This is a genomic window from Lewinellaceae bacterium, from assembly GCA_020636135.1.
Classification (GTDB): Bacteria; Bacteroidota; Bacteroidia; order Chitinophagales; family Saprospiraceae; genus JAGQXC01.
The window spans coordinates 3,052,248-3,072,059 of record JACJYK010000001.1; the positions used below are offsets into that span (position 1 = coordinate 3,052,248).

Genomic DNA, 19,812 nt, shown 5'->3' on the forward strand with positions numbered 1-19,812 from the left:
GATTTATCCACGTTTAGAAGTGTTCATTAGTACTCGTGTCTGTTTAGCCATGAATTACACGAAGTTCTCAAATTCGATGCGCTGTATTGATTCGTTTCTGATCAGTAACAAAAGCCTTTCACCTTCGTGAACCAGGTGCCTTTGTGGTTAATCGAATTGCCTTTACCGAATCTCAAAAATAGTATCTTGTAAAAAAGAAAACATGGAACGTCGCACCTTCCTGCAGAGCGGGATCGCCCTGCCCTTCTTCCCTCTGCCTTACCAGCAACGAACCTTTGCCGAAGCAGAAGACCTGGTGATTGAGAAATCACAGCCCGGCAAACCGCATGCAGGGAAAGTATTGGCTGCCATCCAACCCCATTCTGACGACATTCCCATTTTCGCCGCTGGCACGGTAGCTAAACTCATTGCGGAAGGATATACCGGCTACCTGATCCAGATGACCAATGACGACCATGCCGGTGCAGGTGCCACGGTCGGCGAGGTGATCTTGAACAATGAGAAGGATACGCAGGGGGTAGCCAAAGCTCTGGGGCTCCAGAAAGTCTACAATTTATACTACCGCAACCATCGCCTGGACAATGTCAGCCCGGTCGAGATCCGCTCCCGGCTGATCTTCCTGATCCGGATGCTCAAGATCGACACCATCGTATGTTATGATCCTTCCGGGCACTATGAAGAGAATCCCGATCATTATGTCACCGCCAAAGCCTGGGAAGCAGCTCGATGGATGTCCGGAGGGAGACTGGATTATCCGGAGCATTTTGATGCCGGGTTACAACCGCATTCGGTTCAGGAAATGTACTATTTCGCACGAGGTCCGCAACTGGTCAACCGCATCGTGGACATCAGCGATCACATCGACACAAAAGTCGCAGCAAACCTGGCCAATACTTCACAGGGGCCAGCCGGCCATAACGGTTCCCGACTGCGTCAGCGTCTGGCATCCGAAGGCAAACAACTGGACCTTCTCGGCAGCTCAGACGACGAAGCAGACCGCAATTACATCAAACACTATGTCCTGGATCGCGACTCAAAGCGGTCACGCGGCATCCCTTCCGACCGTGAGCTGGGTGATAAATTCGGTCTAGGTTGGGCCGAAGCTTTTTATTACCGGGGACCCGCTGAAAATAAGGTTGACGAGTACATTAAGTAGAGGGCTTAATGTGTGTATCAGGTTGCGGTGTCGGGTATTTGGTTTACTTAAACACGTGAATACTTAAACACTTAAACACGTTAATGCATTCCCGCCACCTGCATCATCTTGTCTTCCACTTCAAACACCAGGTCGGTGTACCGCTGTGACCGTTTGATATCGATGCCCCTCTGTAATGGCAGATCGACATGGATGTGCTCGACAAAACGGGAGGGCTGCGCTTTCATGATGTAGATGTCATCTCCCAGGTAAACTGCCTCACGGATGTCATGGGTCACGAATACGATGGTAGGATGGAATTTGTTCCATATCTCCAGAAGCAGATCCTGCATTTGCAAACGAGTGCGGATATCCAGAGCGCCAAAGGGCTCATCCATCAAGAGGATATCCGGATTGGCCAGCAGGCTGCGCGCGATGGCTACCCGTTGTAATTGACCACCCGACAAGGTAGGGTATTGAGCGTATTTCCACTCGTGCCCCTTTAGGCCAACCATTTCGATCAATTCCATGGCCCTTTTATCGCGTTCCACCTTATCAACCCCCTGATAGCGCAACGCCAGTCCGACATTATCGAGTACGGTCATCCATGGCAACGAGGAATATTGCTGGAAAACCATGCTCACACGGCTGGACTGATCCACCGGTTTGCCTTTGATCAAGACCTCCCCTTCCGTCGGCTTTTGCAGACCGGCGATGTATCTCAGGATGGTTGATTTTCCACTGCCCGACATGCCCAGGATAACGACAAATTGTCCCTGGTCCGGCTTGTCCTCAATGATCAGATTCAGGTCCTTAATAATATAAGACCGGCCACCATCGTAACTCTGCTTGATGTTGCGTAGTTCAATGATATTCTCTAATTGCGTATCGTGATTCTCGAATGCCATACATCAAGTGGTTTGAGAAGCTTGCACGTTTGATTTTCTCCGCTCGGCGGCCCATTCCCGGTAGAACTCCAGACCTTTCACCACAATGATCACCCACATAATGAGGTGTACGGCGATGGCTGTGCGGTCAAAAAGGTAGTGGAAGATGCGTATGCCGGAAATAATTCCGGTGAATTCATTAATGAATAGCAAGAGATAGGCGCCAATCAATGTCCAGAACAGGGACTTCCGCAAGTAGGACCAGATCACGGACCATAGCGACTCCTCCTTCATCTGACCTTTCGCCTCACTCTCCGCCTGCTGGTACTTGTGCGGGAAGAGGTGACGGTCCGCAATGGTAAATAGTTTGTCCTGGACGATACCAATGATCATGATCAGGACCAGAAGCGCCCAGATCTTGTCGAAGCGACCCTGGCGCTGCCCGACCCTCCAGATCATAGCACCAATACCACCTTCACTACCCATCATTTCGGCGAAAATGATGTACGTCCAGGAGATGGCCGTCAGGACCCGGATATCATCTGAAAGTCTGGAAATGACCGCCGGAAAATAAACGGTGCGGATGGTCTGCCAGGCATTGGCCCCCAGGGTGTAAACGGTCTTCAGATAGACATCATCCACCTCATCCAAACGCTGGACGACTACCGGTAGCAAATAGATCAAAATACCAAATGCCAAAAAATGAACCTTCATCGGGATTCCGATACCGAACAAGCCGATGAATAAACCGATCACGGCGGTCAGTGGAACATACCGGAGTGCATCCACCGGGCGCTGGAACATACTCCGGGCTACCGGCCAGAGTCCGATGAGAAACCCAAGAGGTATGGATAACAATATTGCTTCCAGGTAACCGGAGAGGTTCATCCCAAGAGAGAGACACGTATTCCGGATGAGTTCATTATCCCGGTACATGTCTCCAAATGCGGTGAACACCCTCCAGGGTGGCGGTAAAATCCCCGAACTCATGATCGGAGTCTCACCATAGGTCAAAAAGATCCAAAGCAACAAGATCAGACCAATGCCCGAGATGACCAGAATGATTTTAGTCGTGGGCGACAAATCATCGCCCAGTTTAAAAAGGTTCAATGCTCCGTCGATTTGCTTTCAAGGTACAATTTCTGAAACAATCTTAGAAGCAAAGAGAATCCGGTATTACACGGTCAGGTTATAGACCTCTTCGATCTGGTGAAGAACCGCTTCGTGATCAACATTCAGGTCGACCAGGTAACCATTGTGCAAATCGAACACCCATCCATGGACATATGGATAACCGGTCTTCTTGTACATCTTCTGTACCGAGGCGATCTTCAGTACGTTGGTACATTGCTCGATAACGTTCAGCTCGATGAGCCGGCGGTAACGGTTTTCTTCGTCTTCGATCTGGTCCAGTTCTTTCTTATGAATGCGATAGACGTCACGAATTTCCCGCAGCCAGCCGTTGAGGATTCCCAGGTCCTGTGGTTGCATGGCGCCTTTCACACCCCCGCAGCCATAATGTCCACACACGATGATGTGTTTTACTTTCAGGTGAACGACTGCGTATTCAATGACTGACTGGGCATTGAGATCGGTGTTAACGACCAGGTTGGCAATGTTGCGGTGGACAAAGATATCTCCCGGAGCAAGCCCCATGATCTCATTTGCCGGCACACGGCTGTCGGCACAGCCGATGTATAGAAAGTTCGGGGTTTGACCTTTGGCCAATTCTTCAAAATAATTTGGATCTGCTTTGAGTTTGGCGGCTACCCACTCCCGGTTGTTGGCAAAAACTTGACGATACTGCTCCATATAAGAATTCGTTTAGGTTAAGGAATGAGACCAAGATAAATTGATTACTACTATTGATTATAGTATTACAATCATTTTAGAGAATTATTAACATTTTACCATTCATTCTTACGTACCACAGTTCCATATACAACAAAGCCGGCCAAAAATCCTTTTGTCCGGCTTTGCTATCGTAAATGCTTTCAATCAATTCGTTGCAATGATCTGGAAGTCGGTACGCCGGTTCTTAGCCTTGCATTCAGGAGTCGCATTGGACTCACAGCCGGCCACCGGTTTATCCGGGCCATTGCCCAGGATAACAAACCGGTTGGGGTCCAGAGCATAGGTCGTCCGCAAATAATCCGCTACAGCCTGGGCCCGTTTTTTCGAGAGCTCGACATTGCTGGCATGTGAGCCCACGTTGTCGGTATTACCCTCGATACGGATCCGTGATTGCGCAAATGTCCGGGCTATCTCGGCAAACTGCAGATCGATGATCGTTTTAGCGTTTTCCGTCAGTGCATATTGTCCGCTCGCAAAATTGATGCTGATCGGCTTGCTGGCTACTGCTTCTACCGTTTCCTCGGCTTTGGTCACCGGTGTAAACTTCGGCGTGTTCTCAGCGGCATGCTGGGGACCAGTGAGTTTATTGCCAGCCGTTTGAATGGCCGTCGTATTGATCACAGAACGCCAGGTAGGGGCCTGACTCTCCAGAACTCCCATTTTTACAAATTCACCGTTCATTTTGTCGTAAATATCGCTACCCTTCTGACCACGGAAGTCCGGATTCAGGCCAAAGAAGTTGACATTATCCCCATGGGTGGCAAATCGAACCAGTGACATCGATCCGGCGGCATCTTCCGTAGAAAAGTTGATCAGTTCTCCCAGCAATTTAGCAGCCTTGTTGTAATTACCTGCATCGGCCTGGACTTCGGCTACTCCGCGCATCCAGCCTTCGTAAAATGCATTGATCTTATCCTGATTGGCCCGGATAAAGTCTTCTTTGGCGAACATGATGTCCCCGATGATATTGGACTGGCTTTGGGTCGTGATCAGCACTTTTGATCCGGGTATCGACCGCAGGACCTCGTCGTAAGGAGCCCACACTACGGCGGCGTCCACGTCCGGTCCTTTGAAGATATCCGCCGACTTGAAGTTATCGGAGGTTTCGATGGTGGTTACATCGGAATATTTTAATCCGGCTGCCTCAAGAGCTGTAAGCAACAAGGTCTGCGCCGGTGATGGAACGGCAACGGCAACCCGCTTGCCCTTCAGGTCATTGATGGAATTAATGCCACGCTTCGCGATGATGGCGTCACCACCCCGGGACCAGTCTACCTGCATAAAGGCCTTGGGCTTGTACTGGGCAATATCGGCCGGTCCGGTATATAACGGGAAAGCGTCAGCTGTCTGGACCAGGACATCGTATTCACCGGCCATCCAGGCATTCAGTGCTGCTCCCAGGTCATCATTGACTTCAAATTTAACCTTCAAGCCGTAATCCTTGTAATAACGTGAGCGCGTGGATGGATTGGAGCCTTCATTAAAATAGACACCGGGAGCATATCCGCCCCAGGTAACCAATTGAACACGTAAAACGTCATTGCCGGTCAATTCAGCGCCACCACCGGATGACGTATTGCCTTTGGACTGGTCACCTGATGAGGTCGACTCGGTATTCGACTGTGCCTGATTGCTTAAGTTCTTACCAAATTCCGTATTGTTCATCAAATAACGGAACAGGAAAAACAAGGCACCCAGGATCAGCAGGGTAATGACCAATTTCGAAAATGTTGTTAGTCTTTGTGCCATAGTTTTGTTGCATTTAGGTTTTGATTACTCAAAAAAAGAGTCATACTGATTTTTGTGACTGGTGGCCCGCACGGCTTGTTTCACCGGGGCATTCAAATCCAGGACATCATTCTCGTCATTTGCCTGCAACAGCAGGGATTCTTTTTCATCGCCCAACAACAGCGAAGCGCCTTCTTTTTCCCACTTCTCAAGCATTTTCATGCCTTCTTCCTCAAAAACACCATTCTGCAGGTCGATGGAACTCATAAACGACTCGGAAACTTCCATAAATCGCTCCATTTCTCCCACTTTCTGACTTACATCATCCGCAATGGCTTCCAGTGCCTGATCAAACATCGCCCGTCGGTCCTTGTCACCCGAGATGATCTGCATGGCGGACTTCATCGCGGAATGGGAAGCACGGATGGCTTTGCGTTCCTGTTCCTTCACCATGACCTGATCCTGGACATCCTCCAGCATAATGGAAGAGCTCTCATACATCTTATTCAGGACACGGTATAGGATCTCCATCTTGCGGTAGAGGTCCTCGAGCTTCATATTGGATTCCTTCAGTCGGCCGGCTTTGCGGGACTTGAGGATCATGATCTGAGTCTTGTCGTTTTGCTTGGCCTGACTGGCCATACTCAGATTGGATTTGATCTCCTTCTGATTGTTCAGGATGATTTCCTTCAGTTTATGCATTTGACCACGCAGCTGCGTAATCTGTTTGTTCATCTTGCTTAAGTTGTCCTTCAGATCATCGATGTAGCTCTTCAGGATCCCGATCGGGTCAATCTGCACAAACAATCCGGTGATCCAGCGCATCACGGATTTGTACATATAACTCACCAGGGCACGCATCTTGGGATCAAGCACCATAAAGATGATCGCACCCAGAGCTAAAAGCAGAACCGACAAATACAGGACATTGCTGAACAGACCCACGATCGCTGCCAGATTTGCAGCGATCAGATAACCTCCTCCTAATACCAACCCGGCCAAAATAATTCCTCCGGTAACTCCTTCCGGTCGTTGCCAAAAAGGTTTTGGCTTAAATTCACTCATGCTTCGATTGTTTATTTATTCGCTTGTGCGCAGAAATGGAACACTTTATTTTAAATATTGATTCATATTTTCGATGTCCTTACGAATATGATCTACCAGGGACTGATAGGTGATGAGGAAATCATTTTTGGTTGAATCCAATTTAAACTGAGCTTCCTGGAGCTCACCCGTCATATTCTCCATATTTTTCCGGATCTGATTGATCTCTTCCGTCAACTTCTGGATCTGGCTTGTCTTATCTGCGATGGACTGGTTAAACGATTTCAGGTTCTGCTCTTTCTCTGTGATCTGCAGATTGCGCTGATTCACCAGTGCTTGTTCGAACTTTTTCTCCTCTTCCGCCAATACCTGCAGGTAATGCTGTGCCGTTTTAACCAGGTTAGAGGCATTGGCTCCCATGGTTTGCGCCATGGCAAAAGCGGACCGGTATTTCGTCGGCTCATCCATGCTGATCTGATCCAGGGATTGGAGAGACTGTTTGTACTCCAGGTAATCAAATCCGTCCAGGTTCTGCTTATCCATGGCCGCCAGGAGGATATTCAGGAACTTATCGGAGACCTTTCCACCGGCAACGGAAGTATCGGCCCTGGGTGAAACATCACTGTCCGGAATAACAGTGCCTGATTTTACTTCCGGCACGATATCTTCCTCTCCGGATTCAACCGGTTTAGCAGCAGATGCACCATGTTCATCTTCAACGACAAAGAGTGATTTTAGCTTTTTCAGCATGGTCATAATTCAGAATTGTGAGGACCATCAAAAATACGAAAAAAACCTATCGTACCGACAGACAAGATGAAGGATACCTGCTATCAGGACCGAGCCATCCAAAAAGGACATCCTCCGATTCACCGATGTGATTCATACAGTCCATTACGTCACCCGGAAAAAATTCAACGCAGGGCATCCCTTTTCCTGGAGTGAATCCTCCTAAGCAGTAACCTTCGAAGCGGTTATTATGGTATTTTTGCACACCAAAATTAAACAAGCATGAATGCTCAGGTTCAGGTCCATTCTGAGATCGATCCATTACGACGGGTTATTATCCATGAGCCGGACTCCGGGATCAGCCGGGTGTCTCCCAAACGATCCAATGAACTACTGTTTGACGACATCGTATACCTCCCGCATATGATCCAGGAACACCGCATCTTCCGCCGGGTGCTGGAACAATTTCTGGGAGAAGATCAGGTTTACGAGACCCAGCAGTTGCTTGCCGAATCCCTGGGCCAGGATGAGGAGACGAGGGAAACCATCATCAAGTGGGTACTGGACTTTGAGGAATTGCCCACTTCCTATTTACAGCAGTTCAATAAATACGATGATGCCAAATTAGCCGAAGTGCTGATCTCCGGCTATGATCTGGAAGAGGACTACATCTATTTTGACCCCATCCCCAATTTTATTTTCACCCGTGATATTGCCGCAGTTATCAACGACCATGTTCTGATCACCAAGGCTGCCAAATCGGCCCGTTACCGTGAAAATTTCCTTACCCGCAGCATTTTCTGGTCCCACCCGCATTTCAAGGGGTTGAAGGAAGAAGGCAAAGTCATCAATCTTAACCATGTGGACCTCTTTCCGCCTTCCCGTCGCGGTGAACCCATTTGCCTGGAGGGTGGCGATGTGATGATCCTCAACCAGGATTACCTACTGATCGGCAGTTCCGAACGTACGAATGAACATACCATCCATGCTTTGAAATCTGTCTTATTTGAACGGAATATCGTCCGCAATGTGGTACAAATAGTAATCCCTCCGGACCGGTCATTCATGCACATTGATACCATATTCACCCAAATCGCAGCAGAACATATTGTCGCCTACAAACCCATCGTCGTGGATGGACTTAGTTCTTATGTCAATGTTTTCAGGAAGGGCGGTGCACAGGCCTTTTATCCGTCGATCGAAGCGTTTTTCCATGCCGAGATCAATTCACAAATTGCATTTATTCATGCCGGTCAGGGCATTTCCCCATACCAGGAACGGGAACAATGGACTGACGGGTGCAACCTCGTGGCCATCAAACCCGGTGTCGCCCTGACCTATGACCGCAATCCATTTACCGAAAAAGCATTGATCGAGCACGGCTACCAGATTATGCATGCCCAGGTATTTCTCAAAAGTTGTGACACCGGTCAGTTAAACCCGGAAACCCTCGAAAATACCATCATAACCCTGCCTTCCAATGAGCTTTCCAGAGCCAGGGGAGGCTCGCATTGCATGACATGTCCTATCTTGCGGGGGTAAATGAACCGATATGCAACACGAGCGCATCCTGATCAAACAATCCCATACTATTACAACCCGGGTTCGCTATAGTGAGACCGACCGCATGGGTGTCGTTTATTATGGAAATTATGCTTCCTTTTACGAAATCGGTCGCGTCGAATTCCTTCGCTCCCTGGGAGTACGCTACCGCGATCTGGAGGATATTCATCAGCTGGCCCTGGCTGTCGTAAGTATGGAAACAAAATATTTACGACCTGCACGTTACGATGACCTGTTGACCATTGAAACCACTTTACAGCATTTGGAGGGAAAATTTGTCGTGTTCTTCTCAGAAATCCGCAACGAAGCCAATCAAATCCTGAACACAGGCCGTATCAAACTTTGTTTTGTTGACAGGACACTATTTAAAAGTGTGCCCGTTCCTGCATTTTTTATCGATATCATTACGAAAGCAATTGACCGGCCGCTGGAATAAATATAAACGATGGTTCACCCATCATCCCAGGGTACTCGGATTCATTCGATGGTCCAAAACCCATAGTTTTCCCGGATTTGTCGGGATACCCATCTATTCCGTATTTCTATTTGTTTGGAATGAGGCGAAAGAAGAGCGCCTGAACCTGAGGGCAAATAGCATCGCCTATAACTTTTTCCTGGCAATCTTTCCATTCACTTTGTTCTTGCTGACGCTTATTTCGTTTCTCCCGCTGCAGGATGTAGAATCTTATATCTTAGCCTGGCATAACTCCATCCGGGGCGTCCTGCCCAAGGATGTGGACTCGTTTTTATTCAGCGATGTCATCCAGGGGATCTTTGACCTCCATCGCGGCGATTTGCTTTCGGTAGGTTTTATTCTGGCCATTTTGTTTGCCTCGGAAGGCATGTTATCCATGTTGCATGGTTTCGAAAAAGACTATACCCATGCTTTCAAAAGCCGGACGATTCTCCATAAGCGTTTGGTGGCTCTCGCTCTCACCGGCAGCTCCGGGATCCTGCTTACACTTTCCTTTATCGTGGTCGGGTTCGGAAATACGGTGGTCACCGAGCTGGTAGAACGGCCGGGTATGCTCTGGCTCACCCGCTGGGGATTGTATGGTATTCACTGGTTTGTCACCCTGCTGATCGTCTGGTTGTTGGTTTCCATCATCTACCGCTATGGAACGCCCACGAGGCAGAAACTGTCCCTTTTTGCACCCGGTACCAATGTGGCGACAGTAACCATCGTGATATTCTCCTTTTTGATTTCCTACTTTTTTAACCGGTTTGGAACCTACAACAAGGTCTATGGATCGATCGGTGCAATCATCGTCACCATGCTCTGGATAAAATATCTGGTGTTGATACTGCTGATCGGCTTCGAACTGAATGCGAGCATTGCTACCCTCGCTACTCCTGCCAGCGGTACGTCGAAACCTGAAAGCCTGACAGATCCAGGACCCGGTCAATCACGGTAAGTAATAATTGGCGGATATCCTGAGGCTTACTGTATAAGGAAGGTACGGCAGGACAGATGATCGCACCGGCCCGTGTCAAACGAAGCATATTCTCCAGATGGATACTATTAAATGGCGTCTCGCGGGGCACGAGGATCAGCTTACGCCTTTCTTTGAGCATGACATCAGCGGCCCTGCTGGTCAGATCGTCAGAATAACCATGCGCAATCCTGCCAAGTAAACCCATGGAACAGGGAATGACGATCATGGTAGCGTACCGCGCCGAGCCGCTTGCAAATGGCGCATGGAAATCCTGTTTGTCGTAGAAGTCAAAAGGATATCGCGTGCGAAAGTCCTCTTCGCCGATCTCAAGCTGCCAGTTGGTCAGTGCATTTTCGGAATAGGTGACGCCAATGCGTTCCCACTGATCCGATAGTTCGAGGAGCCTGTCGAACAATAATTTAGCATACCAGGCACCTGAGGCACCTCCCAAAGCAACCACCAATTTATGTCCGGAAGCTGTTGTCACTGATTCGTATTAGGACCGGAAAGATAGGCCACTGCCAAGAAATTCCGTACTAAAATGAAGCGATTACACATTACAAACAATCATAAATTATAAATTTCACTAAAAAAGTTGTTTACATATTTTGAATAATTGTAATATTTCATAGTTTTGTCAAACAATCATATTACAAGATATTATAATATTTGTACGTTATGAGGCAACATTTCCTGACCGGCGGAGTACTGATTGCACTGGCAGTCGTCTTCATCCAGAGTTATACGCCTTTTATGGGCAGGCAGGCAAAGGGCATCGCTATTCTTGAACAAGGGCCTTTTGTCGTCTATCAGAATACCGGTTCAGACCGGTTGACCATTACCGTGGACAATCCTTTTGACATCATCCAAGTAGGTATGCGGGACCGTCAGGATCAGCCGGTGATGATCGAGCCTCAGCCTTGTTCCTACGGATGGCAGGTAGACCTGAAGAAAATGCCGATAGGGATGTACACTCTGACACTGGACGGTGGCGGCGAACAATTTGCCGTACCCGTAGCACACCGATAGCAGTATTCCTTTTTATAGTTTAAATCACTTTAGGTGATAATAGAACCCTAGAGCACCTCCGCGACCACGAAGGTGCTCCCTCCAACAAAAATGAGATCCTTGGAATTGGCCGTTTGCTTTGCAGCGGCCAATCCTTTATTTACGGAGGAATAGGGTTTTCCTTTCAAGCCAAACTCCCGGGCCTTTCTGGCAACTTCGCCGGAAGGCAAGGCTCGTGGGACTTTTGCCTGGACAAAATAATATTTTCCTGTCGAAGGAAAAAGTCGTATCATTTCATCAATGGCCTTGTCCCTGACAAATCCGAGTACAAAATGAATTTGTGGGTAATGCAAGGCACGCATCGCTTCAAGAATTCCGGACAGCCCCTCTTCATTATGTGCGCTATCGGTCAGCACATCCGGGTTAACCCCGATCCATTGCCACCTGCCCTGGTAATGCGTCAACCCCCGCAATTGTTGCATTCCCTCAATAAATGCAATATCAGGAAGATCAAAATGCGATCTTAAGATCTGCCATCCGGCCAGGGCGATCATGGTATTTTCAGCAATAAACGGGCCCATGGCCTGCACTACTGCCTGGCCATAGTGTTTTCCCTGCACCCACAGGTCCAGGGAGGATCCCTCGCGATCCTGACGGAGAATATCAACGTGTATCAGCTGGTCTGCCTCGATCTGCGGTGCCTGCTGGCTTTCAGCCACCTTTTGAAAGACTTCCTTCACCTCCTCCGGGCAGGGACCGATGACGACCGGTCTTCCGGGCTTAATGATGCCAGCTTTTTCACGCGCAATCTTCGGCAGGGTATCTCCAAGAAAGGCCATATGATCGAAGTGCACTCCGGTAATAACAGACAGAACCGGATCTACCACATTCGTGGAATCCAGCCTGCCACCCAAACCGGTCTCAATCACGGCCACATCAACTCTGGATTCTCTGAAATAATGAAAGGCCATCAGGGTCGAGATCTCAAAAAATGACGGATGGAGATCTTCCACCAGTGGAAAACACTGCTTAATGATTGCCTTGACATCCCGCCTGGGGATGAGCGCTCCGTTCACTTTGATCCGTTCCCGAAAATCCTTGTAATGCGGCGAGGTGTGCAATCCTACTTTTAGGCCCCCGGCTTGCAGTGCCGCCGCAATCAGATGGCTGACAGTCCCCTTACCATTTGTGCCGGCCACATGGATCACCGGATACGCAAACTGTGGATCGTCAAATGCACGGCACAGCGACTTTATATTATCCAGTGAATATTTAAGAGCAGGAGCTCCTATCCGCTGGAACATCGGGAGTTGGCGGTAAAGCCAGTCCAACACATCCCGGTAACGATCTGAGGTAGGGTATTCCATGTCTTTCCATTGTAAGACACAAATGTAAGCTGCTCCCCGACAAGCAGAACAGGTACACCTGAAAATTATTTGGCTGTCACCATCCCGGAGAAGATGGCATAGTTATTGGGTAGAATTCATATAGAGCGTAAATTTCATGCAAAATGTACCTAAGACATCCTATTCTTTGTAACTAACCCGTTTTTGTACCATTTCAGGGTAAGTTTAAAAATCCTTACCCATGCGTAATAATGCCATCCGTACTTAACCCCGGAAACAAAATCAGGCTCCTTCACCGGAGCCTTTTTTATACGATCTCCTCAAGATTGCAAATGATAATACACCTGATTCCAGCGCAATTCATTTTTAAATGTGCGGAGCTGGGTGGAATTATCGATGACAACAAGTTCGATACGTGCGATATCAGCAAAATCTTCCAGGAATTCGAGGGTCAGGGACTGACTGAAACAAGTGTGATGTGCACCGCCTGCCAGGATCCAGGTAGTTGCCGCAGTGGCCAGGCTCGGCTGGGGTTTCCACAAGACGCGGGCGACGGGCAACTTGGGCATCGCTTCTGTAACCTCTACCCCATCGACAAGATTTACCAGTAAACGGAAGCGCGATCCCAGATCGATCAGTGATGCATTTAATCCGGGGCCGCCATCTGCATCAAATACCAATCGTACCGGATCCGCCTTCCCACCGATACCCAGCGGATGGATTGCGCATTTAGGCTTTTGTGATGTGATAGAAGGGCAGATTTCCAGCATGTGAGCGCCCAGGACCATTTCATTCCCTGGCTCAAAATGATATGTATAATCCTCCATGAAGGAATTGCCTCCGGCAAGTCCATAACCCATCACCTTCATAGCCCGCACGAGTGCGGCAGTTTTCCAGTCTCCTTCACCACCAAAACCATAACCATCGGCCATCAGGCGCTGGACAGCGATACCAGGTAGTTGCACCAGACCATGCAGATCTTCAAAGGTATCCGTAAAAGCAGTAAATCCCCCTGCCGTCAGAAAGGAACGCAGGCCTGCTTCGATGCGGGCAGCCTCTTTTAACGAGGATTGTCTGCTACCACCGGGTCCTAATTCAGGCACCATCTCGTACGCCTGGTAATATTGCCCGATGATCGTATCAACCGTTGCATCAGATACCAGATGGATATGCTCTACCAGGTCCCCTACTCCATAGCCATTCACTGCAAAACCGAGTTGCATCTGGGCTCCGACTTTATTGCCTTCGGTCACAGCGACCTGACTCATATTGTCACCAAAGCGGGCCACTTTCATCTCCTGCATCGCACTCCAGGCTGTGGCAACCCGGGACCAGACCGAAATCCGTTCCTGTACCTGCGGGTTTTCCCAGTGACCAACCACCACTTTGCGATTAACATCCATCCGGGCATTGATAAATCCAAACTCCCGGCCGCCATGCGCCGACTGATTCAGATTCATAAAGTCCATGTCGATGCTGGCCCAGGGAATATCCCTATTGAACTGGGTATGCAGGTGCAGGTATGGTTTCTGCAGGATCTTCAGACCCTGTATCCACATCTTGGCCGGTGAAAAGGTATGCATCCAGGCAATCAATCCGACGCATTGTTCCGCAGCATTTGCTTCCAGCATCAGACGGGTAATGGCATCCGGGGTAGTCAGGACGGGTTTGTGGATGATGGTTACCGGGATCCGGCCGGCATGATTGAGGCTCTGGACAATGGTTTTACTGTGATCGTCAACCTGCTTCAGTGGCCCCTCCCCGTAGAGATGCTGACTACCGGTGATAAACCATATTTCCCGCTGAACAAATGGGTTTCCTAATTCCATATCAACCATTGAAAGAACTCATGACAAAGACGACGATACCCACTACCACTACACTGGCAATGACATCACCAAGGTGATAGCTTTTTCGGTTTTCTTCGCGCTGCTCTTTGGTAAGCGTGCCAAAAGTAAGACCGCGTAACTTCTCGTAAGAGGGCACTTCTGATAGCAAACTGACAACAATGGTAATCAGTATGGACACCAGAAAGAACCAGGCGGCGAACGTAAGGAAATTCATATTGCCCAAGGTATGCAGAATACTTCCCGGCTCGAAATGATTCTTGGAAAGCTCCAGGGAAATCCGGATCACTCCTATGATCAGACCGGAAACCAGGGTTGCCATTGCACCGCGCTTGTTGATCCTTTTCCAGAAGATCCCCAGCAAGAATACTGAGGTGATCGGAGGTGCAATGTAAGACTGCACCGATTGAAGGTACTCATAGAGCACACCGGAAATGTTTTGCATGATCGGAATCCACAGGATACCGGCCAATACCACGATAATGGTGGCATACCGTCCTACGTTGACCAGCTTTTTCTGCGGTGCGTTCGGGTTAAGTTTTTGGTAAATGTCCACCGTAAAAAGCGTGGAACATGAGTTAAAAACAGAAGCTAGCGAACTCATCAGGGCCGCTAGCAGACCAGCTGCAACCAAACCCCGCAGTCCCGCTGGCATAATATAGGTCATCAACGAAGGAAAGGCCTGGTCCGGCGATTCCCAGTTTAACACGCCTTGCTGCTTGAGTGCCAGGGCAATAACACCGGGAATAAGAAAAATAAATACCGGCATCAGCTTCAGGAAACCGCCCCAGATGGTACCACGACGGCCTTCCGTGATGTTTTTCGCCGTCAGTGCGCGCTGGACGATGTACTGATCGGTACACCAGTACCAGATCCCGACCACCGAACTGGTTATCACCAAACTGGGCCACGGATAATCCGGGTCGCTGGCAGATCTCCACATATCAAAATACGAGGGGCCCACCTGAGCTTTCAAGGCACCCCAGCCGCCTACAGCCTGCAATCCCAGGATGGTCAGCAAACCCGCACCCAGGATAAGGATGATGGTCTGGACAGCCTCCGTGTACACCACCGCCCGCATACCGCCGAGTACCGTATAGATACCGGTCAGGATCACGGTAGAAAGGGCTCCCGCCCAAAAGTCGATGTGCAACAGGGTGGATATTACAATACCTCCCGCATACACCGTCACCGAGACCTTGGTCAGTACGTAAGCGATCAGTGAGAATATTGAAAGGAACCACCTGGTATTGGGGCTAAACCTTTTTTCAAGAAATTCAGGCATGGTAAAGACACCTGCCCGCTGATAGAATGGTAGAAAAACCCACCCCAGCATCAGGACTACCCAGGCATGCAATTCATAGATAAGCAGTGGCATCTTATTGGAAGCGCCGGTTCCTGCCAATCCGACAACATGTTCAGAGCCGATGTTCGAAGCAAAAATGGACGCCCCAACCACGAACCAACCGATGTTTCTACCGGCAAGAAAATAGTCTTCGGTATCCTTGTTTTTCTGCAGGATTACCCAAATGGCGATCCCAAAGAGAACTGCAAAATACAATCCCAATACTACCCAATCCAGGGTTTCAAAACTTGATTCCATAATGCTGACTGATGAGTGTTATAAATCTGATTTATTCCTGTCCATAATACGCATTTTTACCATGCTTCCGCTCATAATGTTTCTGGATCAGAGCGTCCTTTAACCTGGGTACATCCGGGCGGACACTGTGTGCTATCCAGGCCATCTGGGCGATCTGTTCCAGCACGGCGCTGTTGTATACCGCTTTCGCCACCGTTTTGCCCCAGGTGAAGGGAGCATGGTTGGCAACCAATACCATTTCGACTTCCTCCGGTTGGTAAAGCCTTCGGTCAAAATCATTCAGGATTTGAAATCCTGTCTCGTGTTCGTAGTTGCCCCGGATCATTTCATCATCCATCACCGGAGCACAGGGTATGTCCACAGTAAGATGATCGGCATGGGTTGTGCCGAGTATGGGAATGTCCAGTTGAGTTTGTGCCCAGGCCGTAGCATATGTACTGTGGGTGTGAACAATGCCCCCCAAAGTAGCCCAATGCTTGTAGAGTACGGCATGAGTTTCGGTATCGGAAGAAGGCCGGAGACGACCATCGACGACCTTGCCATCCAAATCTACCAGGACCATATCCTCGGGTCTTAATTCCGCGTAGGGAACACCGCTGGGTTTAATGGCAAAAATTCCGCTCTGGCGATCAATAGCGCTTGCATTCCCAAATGTGAACAATACCAGTCCGAGAGCAGGTAACTGCATATTGGCTTCGTAAGCTTCCGCTTTCAGATCGTCAAATTTCATCCTTTTTCATTTTGATAATAGGACTCCAGTTTGTCGCCGATGAGTATGTAATTCCGGTAGATCTGTTCATATACCGGAACCAGGGCTGGGTCCGGTTGGTAGATGGCATCAAATCCGCTCCCCATTTGCTGCATGGCTTCCGGGATGGAATCAAACAGGCTGGCTGCTGTAGCAGCAAACATGGCAGCACCGAGTGCACAGGTTTGTTCTGACCGGGCAATTTTAATCGGCCGGTTCAGGACATTGGCCATAGTCTGCATGATGAATGGCGCCTTTTTGGCTACTCCTCCCAGGCCGATGACGCCTTCGATGGGTATTCCTTCTTCTATGAAGCGGTCTACGATGCGTTTGGCCCCAAAACAGGTCGCTTCGACCAGAGCCCGGAAGATGCTTCCTGCTCCAGTCCCTAATGATAATCCGATAACTGCGCCTTTCAGCGATTGGTCAGCGTCGGGTGTCCTGCGTCCATTGAGCCAGTCAATGGCTACCGGTGCGGTTGCTTCCGGAGCGATGTTTTCAGCCAACCTGGTCAGTTCCGGAATCATTTCTTCTGACAGTCGATCCAGAATTTGCTGCTTCGATTGTTCGTCAAGGTCGGGCATGGCACGGATGATGGAAGTCACCGGCTGCAGCAAGACCTGCCTAAACCAGGCGTAGACATCGCCAAAGGCTGACTGCCCTGCCTCAAGTCCTGTCATTCCAGGGATCACCGAACCATCCACCTGACCGCAAATGCCGCGGACCAGGTTATCACCGACTTCATGGCTTGGGGCAACCAGCATGTCACAGGTGGATGTACCCATCACCTTGGACAGGTGATAGGGTTCAATCTGACCACCTACTGCTCCCATGTGTGCATCGAAAGCGCCAACACTTATCACGACCTCTGTATTCAGGCCTAATTTAGCGGACCATTGCTGAGACAACTTCCCGGCAGGCACCTCTGAAGTATAGGTATCTTCATAGAGACGTGCCCGCAGACTCTGCAACTTCGTATCAAGCGCCATTAAAAATTCTTCGTCGGGAAGGCCTTGCCAGGAGGGATGCCATAATGCTTTATGACCTGCCGCACAACGGGAACGTTTCAGCATATGAATATCGGTACCTCCTGTTAGCAAAAAAGGGATCCAGTCACAATGTTCCACCCAGGAGTAAGCGGCCTGAGCCACTTGCTGATCTTCCCGAATGATGTGAAGGATTTTGGCCCAAAACCATTCGGACGAATATACGCCGCCTTCAAAACGGGTGTAGTCGATGGACCACTCCTGGCACAAGGTGTTGATCTCCTCGGCTTCATTGATGGCGGTATGATCCTTCCAGAGTACAAACATGGCATTGGGGTTCTCCTGAAACCCATCCAGTAACGACAATGGCACACCCTCCCGGTTGACTGGTACCGGTGTGCTTCCGGTGGTGTCCACGGCAATACCATGGATGTGGTGTCGTTCCTGCTCTGGCAATGTATCCACCACCGCCCGGACGGTAGATTCCAATCCTTCCATGTAATCCAGCGGATGCTGACGAAACTGATTCAATGCGGGGCGGCAGTATAAACCTTGTTTCCAGCGCGGGTAATAAAATACAGAGGTGGCAACTTCTTCTCCATCCTGGATTCGAACCAGCAACGAACGGACGCTGTCGGTGCCAAAATCAACTCCGATCACATAAGATGGCGTGGAATGGCGATCACTTGATGGCATTATTTGAAACGATTACGGATTATTGGATTGGTTTTCGGATGGAATGAATGGACACCTTCACCATGTAATGCCATCATGCTCTCCTCCGGCCAACAATTATAGCGAAAATAGTGCTGGATTCCATCTTTTATTAGTGTAATCGTGACATTTATATTAGCAATTCCACCTTCTCTTGAACAAACTGTACCCGGCAACAAATTTTCTAACACCACAACAGGTATTTGCCAAACATTTCCTTACAATTCATGCATTTGACTGAATTATTTGCTAATTTAATTGCATACCGTAAAATCAAACGTATATGAAAACGAAAAGCTATCAACGCTACTGCAGATTCGTGATTTCAGGATTATTGGTATTCCTCTTTGCTCTTTCGACCTATGCACAGGGGAAGCGCGTGTGGGTGGAGATCAACTACATGAAGAGTAAATCAGGTGATTACGAAACCATTGAGACCGATGTCTGGAAGTCAATTCATCAGGAACGGATACGGCAGGGAGATATGTTTTACTGGTCCCTGTATCATGTGGACTACCCAAGCGGGACAGGTTGTGACTACGATTATGTTACCCTTAATGTTTATGACAACATCAACGACATCGAGGTCGGATTCGATAATTGGGATAACTGGGTTAAAAAATTACCAATATCGCAGGATGTGCTGGAGAAAACCAATGAAAGCCGTGATATCGTATTTACAGAAATATTTGAACTGCTGGCCCAATCCTCCGAAGACGATGGCCGTCCTCCAAAATTCATTGTAGCAAACCGCATGCATACGGATGTCCCGGAAGCATACATCGCTATGGAAAAGGAGATCTATCAGCCGGTTCACCGTAAAGCTGCCGACAGGGATATGCGTAAAAACTGGTGGTTGTTGCAACGGTTTATGCCCGATGGCACCGAATTCGGATACAACTTCATCACTTTTGACTTTTACAACAATATGAATCAGCTCATCATCCCGGAAACCGATGACCTATGGGAGAATGCACATCCCCAGGGTGATCTGTACGCAAAACTGGCTAATTTGCACGTGAGCGATATGCGTACCATCGTCCGCCGGGAACTATGGCGCATGGTGGATGAAGCGAAGTAAGAAAGGAGAGGTAAGCAGAGGTAGAAGAGGTAGCAGAGGTGACAGATGTAAAAGAGGTGACAGAGATAGCAGAGGTAACAGACTTGGACATCAATTGCCGTTT

The 19,812-nt window shown here is 49.0% G+C and carries 18 protein-coding genes; 6 read left to right on the forward strand and 12 right to left on the reverse strand.

What is annotated here, in order from left to right; translation table 11 throughout:
* Positions 1 to 202: 202 nt before the first annotated feature.
* A complete protein-coding gene (locus H6570_11675; protein MCB9319936.1) occupies positions 203 to 1,156 on the forward strand; it encodes a PIG-L family deacetylase in 954 nt (317 codons plus the stop codon).
* Positions 1,157 to 1,236: 80 nt separating this feature from the next.
* On the opposite strand, the gene H6570_11680 is transcribed toward H6570_11675, so the two are convergent.
* From H6570_11680 to H6570_11705, 6 genes are all read right to left on the reverse strand, one after another.
* On the reverse strand, positions 1,237 to 2,043 hold the full coding sequence (locus H6570_11680) for an ABC transporter ATP-binding protein (GenBank protein ID MCB9319937.1): 807 nt from the start codon (positions 2,041 to 2,043) through the stop codon (positions 1,237 to 1,239).
* 3 nt (positions 2,044 to 2,046) lie between these two features.
* On the reverse strand, positions 2,047 to 3,132 hold the full coding sequence (locus tag H6570_11685; protein MCB9319938.1) for an ABC transporter permease subunit: 1,086 nt from the start codon (positions 3,130 to 3,132) through the stop codon (positions 2,047 to 2,049).
* 66 nt (positions 3,133 to 3,198) lie between these two features.
* Positions 3,199 to 3,834: a carbonic anhydrase gene (locus H6570_11690; GenBank protein MCB9319939.1), complete on the reverse strand. Its 636-nt coding sequence runs from the start codon at positions 3,832 to 3,834 to the stop codon at positions 3,199 to 3,201.
* A gap of 186 nt (positions 3,835 to 4,020) precedes the next feature.
* Positions 4,021 to 5,625: an OmpA family protein gene (locus tag H6570_11695; protein ID MCB9319940.1), complete on the reverse strand. Its 1,605-nt coding sequence runs from the start codon at positions 5,623 to 5,625 to the stop codon at positions 4,021 to 4,023.
* A 24-nt stretch (positions 5,626 to 5,649) separates the two neighbouring features.
* Complete coding sequence (locus H6570_11700; protein ID MCB9319941.1) at positions 5,650 to 6,669, reverse strand: hypothetical protein; 1,020 nt, start codon at positions 6,667 to 6,669, stop codon at positions 5,650 to 5,652.
* A 45-nt stretch (positions 6,670 to 6,714) separates the two neighbouring features.
* Complete coding sequence (locus H6570_11705; protein MCB9319942.1) at positions 6,715 to 7,404, reverse strand: hypothetical protein; 690 nt, start codon at positions 7,402 to 7,404, stop codon at positions 6,715 to 6,717.
* 255 nt (positions 7,405 to 7,659) lie between these two features.
* On the opposite strand from H6570_11705, the gene H6570_11710 reads away from it, so the two are divergent.
* The 3 genes from H6570_11710 to H6570_11720 are packed head-to-tail and all read left to right on the forward strand — an operon-like array spanning position 7,660 to position 10,355.
* Positions 7,660 to 8,919, forward strand: a complete 1,260-nt coding sequence (locus H6570_11710) for an arginine deiminase (GenBank protein ID MCB9319943.1) — start codon at positions 7,660 to 7,662, stop codon at positions 8,917 to 8,919.
* Positions 8,920 to 8,929: 10 nt separating this feature from the next.
* Positions 8,930 to 9,376 (forward strand): acyl-CoA thioesterase, encoded by a 447-nt coding sequence (locus H6570_11715; protein ID MCB9319944.1) that lies wholly within the window; start codon positions 8,930 to 8,932, stop codon positions 9,374 to 9,376.
* Positions 9,357 to 10,355 carry a YihY/virulence factor BrkB family protein gene (locus H6570_11720; protein ID MCB9319945.1) on the forward strand — a complete coding sequence of 333 codons (999 nt, stop codon included), beginning with the start codon at positions 9,357 to 9,359 and terminating at the stop codon, positions 10,353 to 10,355. The genes H6570_11715 and H6570_11720 overlap by 20 nt, the downstream gene beginning before the upstream one ends.
* Here H6570_11720 and H6570_11725 read toward each other — a convergent pair.
* Complete coding sequence (locus tag H6570_11725; protein MCB9319946.1) at positions 10,288 to 10,863, reverse strand: UbiX family flavin prenyltransferase; 576 nt, start codon at positions 10,861 to 10,863, stop codon at positions 10,288 to 10,290. The genes H6570_11720 and H6570_11725 overlap by 68 nt on opposite strands.
* 191 nt (positions 10,864 to 11,054) lie before the next feature.
* Between H6570_11725 and H6570_11730 the strand changes: the two genes are divergently transcribed.
* Positions 11,055 to 11,405, forward strand: coding sequence for a hypothetical protein (locus H6570_11730; GenBank protein ID MCB9319947.1), 351 nt, complete (start codon positions 11,055 to 11,057; stop codon positions 11,403 to 11,405).
* Between the two features lie 47 nt (positions 11,406 to 11,452).
* On the opposite strand, the gene H6570_11735 is transcribed toward H6570_11730, so the two are convergent.
* The 5 genes from H6570_11735 to H6570_11755 all read right to left on the reverse strand — a co-directional run bounded on the left by H6570_11735 (position 11,453) and on the right by H6570_11755 (position 18,610).
* Complete coding sequence (locus H6570_11735; protein ID MCB9319948.1) at positions 11,453 to 12,751, reverse strand: bifunctional folylpolyglutamate synthase/dihydrofolate synthase; 1,299 nt, start codon at positions 12,749 to 12,751, stop codon at positions 11,453 to 11,455.
* Positions 12,752 to 13,050: 299 nt separating this feature from the next.
* Positions 13,051 to 14,568 (reverse strand): L-arabinose isomerase, encoded by a 1,518-nt coding sequence (gene araA / locus H6570_11740; GenBank protein ID MCB9319949.1) that lies wholly within the window; start codon positions 14,566 to 14,568, stop codon positions 13,051 to 13,053.
* The gene (locus tag H6570_11745; GenBank protein ID MCB9319950.1) at positions 14,561 to 16,180 is read right to left on the reverse strand and encodes a sodium/solute symporter; all 1,620 of its coding nucleotides are present in this window, start codon (positions 16,178 to 16,180) and stop codon (positions 14,561 to 14,563) included. Before H6570_11745 ends, araA begins: the two co-directional genes overlap by 8 nt.
* 31 nt (positions 16,181 to 16,211) lie before the next feature.
* Positions 16,212 to 16,910: an L-ribulose-5-phosphate 4-epimerase gene (locus H6570_11750; GenBank protein MCB9319951.1), complete on the reverse strand. Its 699-nt coding sequence runs from the start codon at positions 16,908 to 16,910 to the stop codon at positions 16,212 to 16,214.
* Positions 16,907 to 18,610, reverse strand: a complete 1,704-nt coding sequence (locus tag H6570_11755; protein MCB9319952.1) for a ribulokinase — start codon at positions 18,608 to 18,610, stop codon at positions 16,907 to 16,909. The genes H6570_11750 and H6570_11755 overlap by 4 nt, the downstream gene beginning before the upstream one ends.
* Before the next feature lie 301 nt (positions 18,611 to 18,911).
* On the opposite strand from H6570_11755, the gene H6570_11760 reads away from it, so the two are divergent.
* On the forward strand, positions 18,912 to 19,709 hold the full coding sequence (locus tag H6570_11760; GenBank protein MCB9319953.1) for a hypothetical protein: 798 nt from the start codon (positions 18,912 to 18,914) through the stop codon (positions 19,707 to 19,709).
* The last annotated feature ends 103 nt before the right edge of the window (positions 19,710 to 19,812 follow it).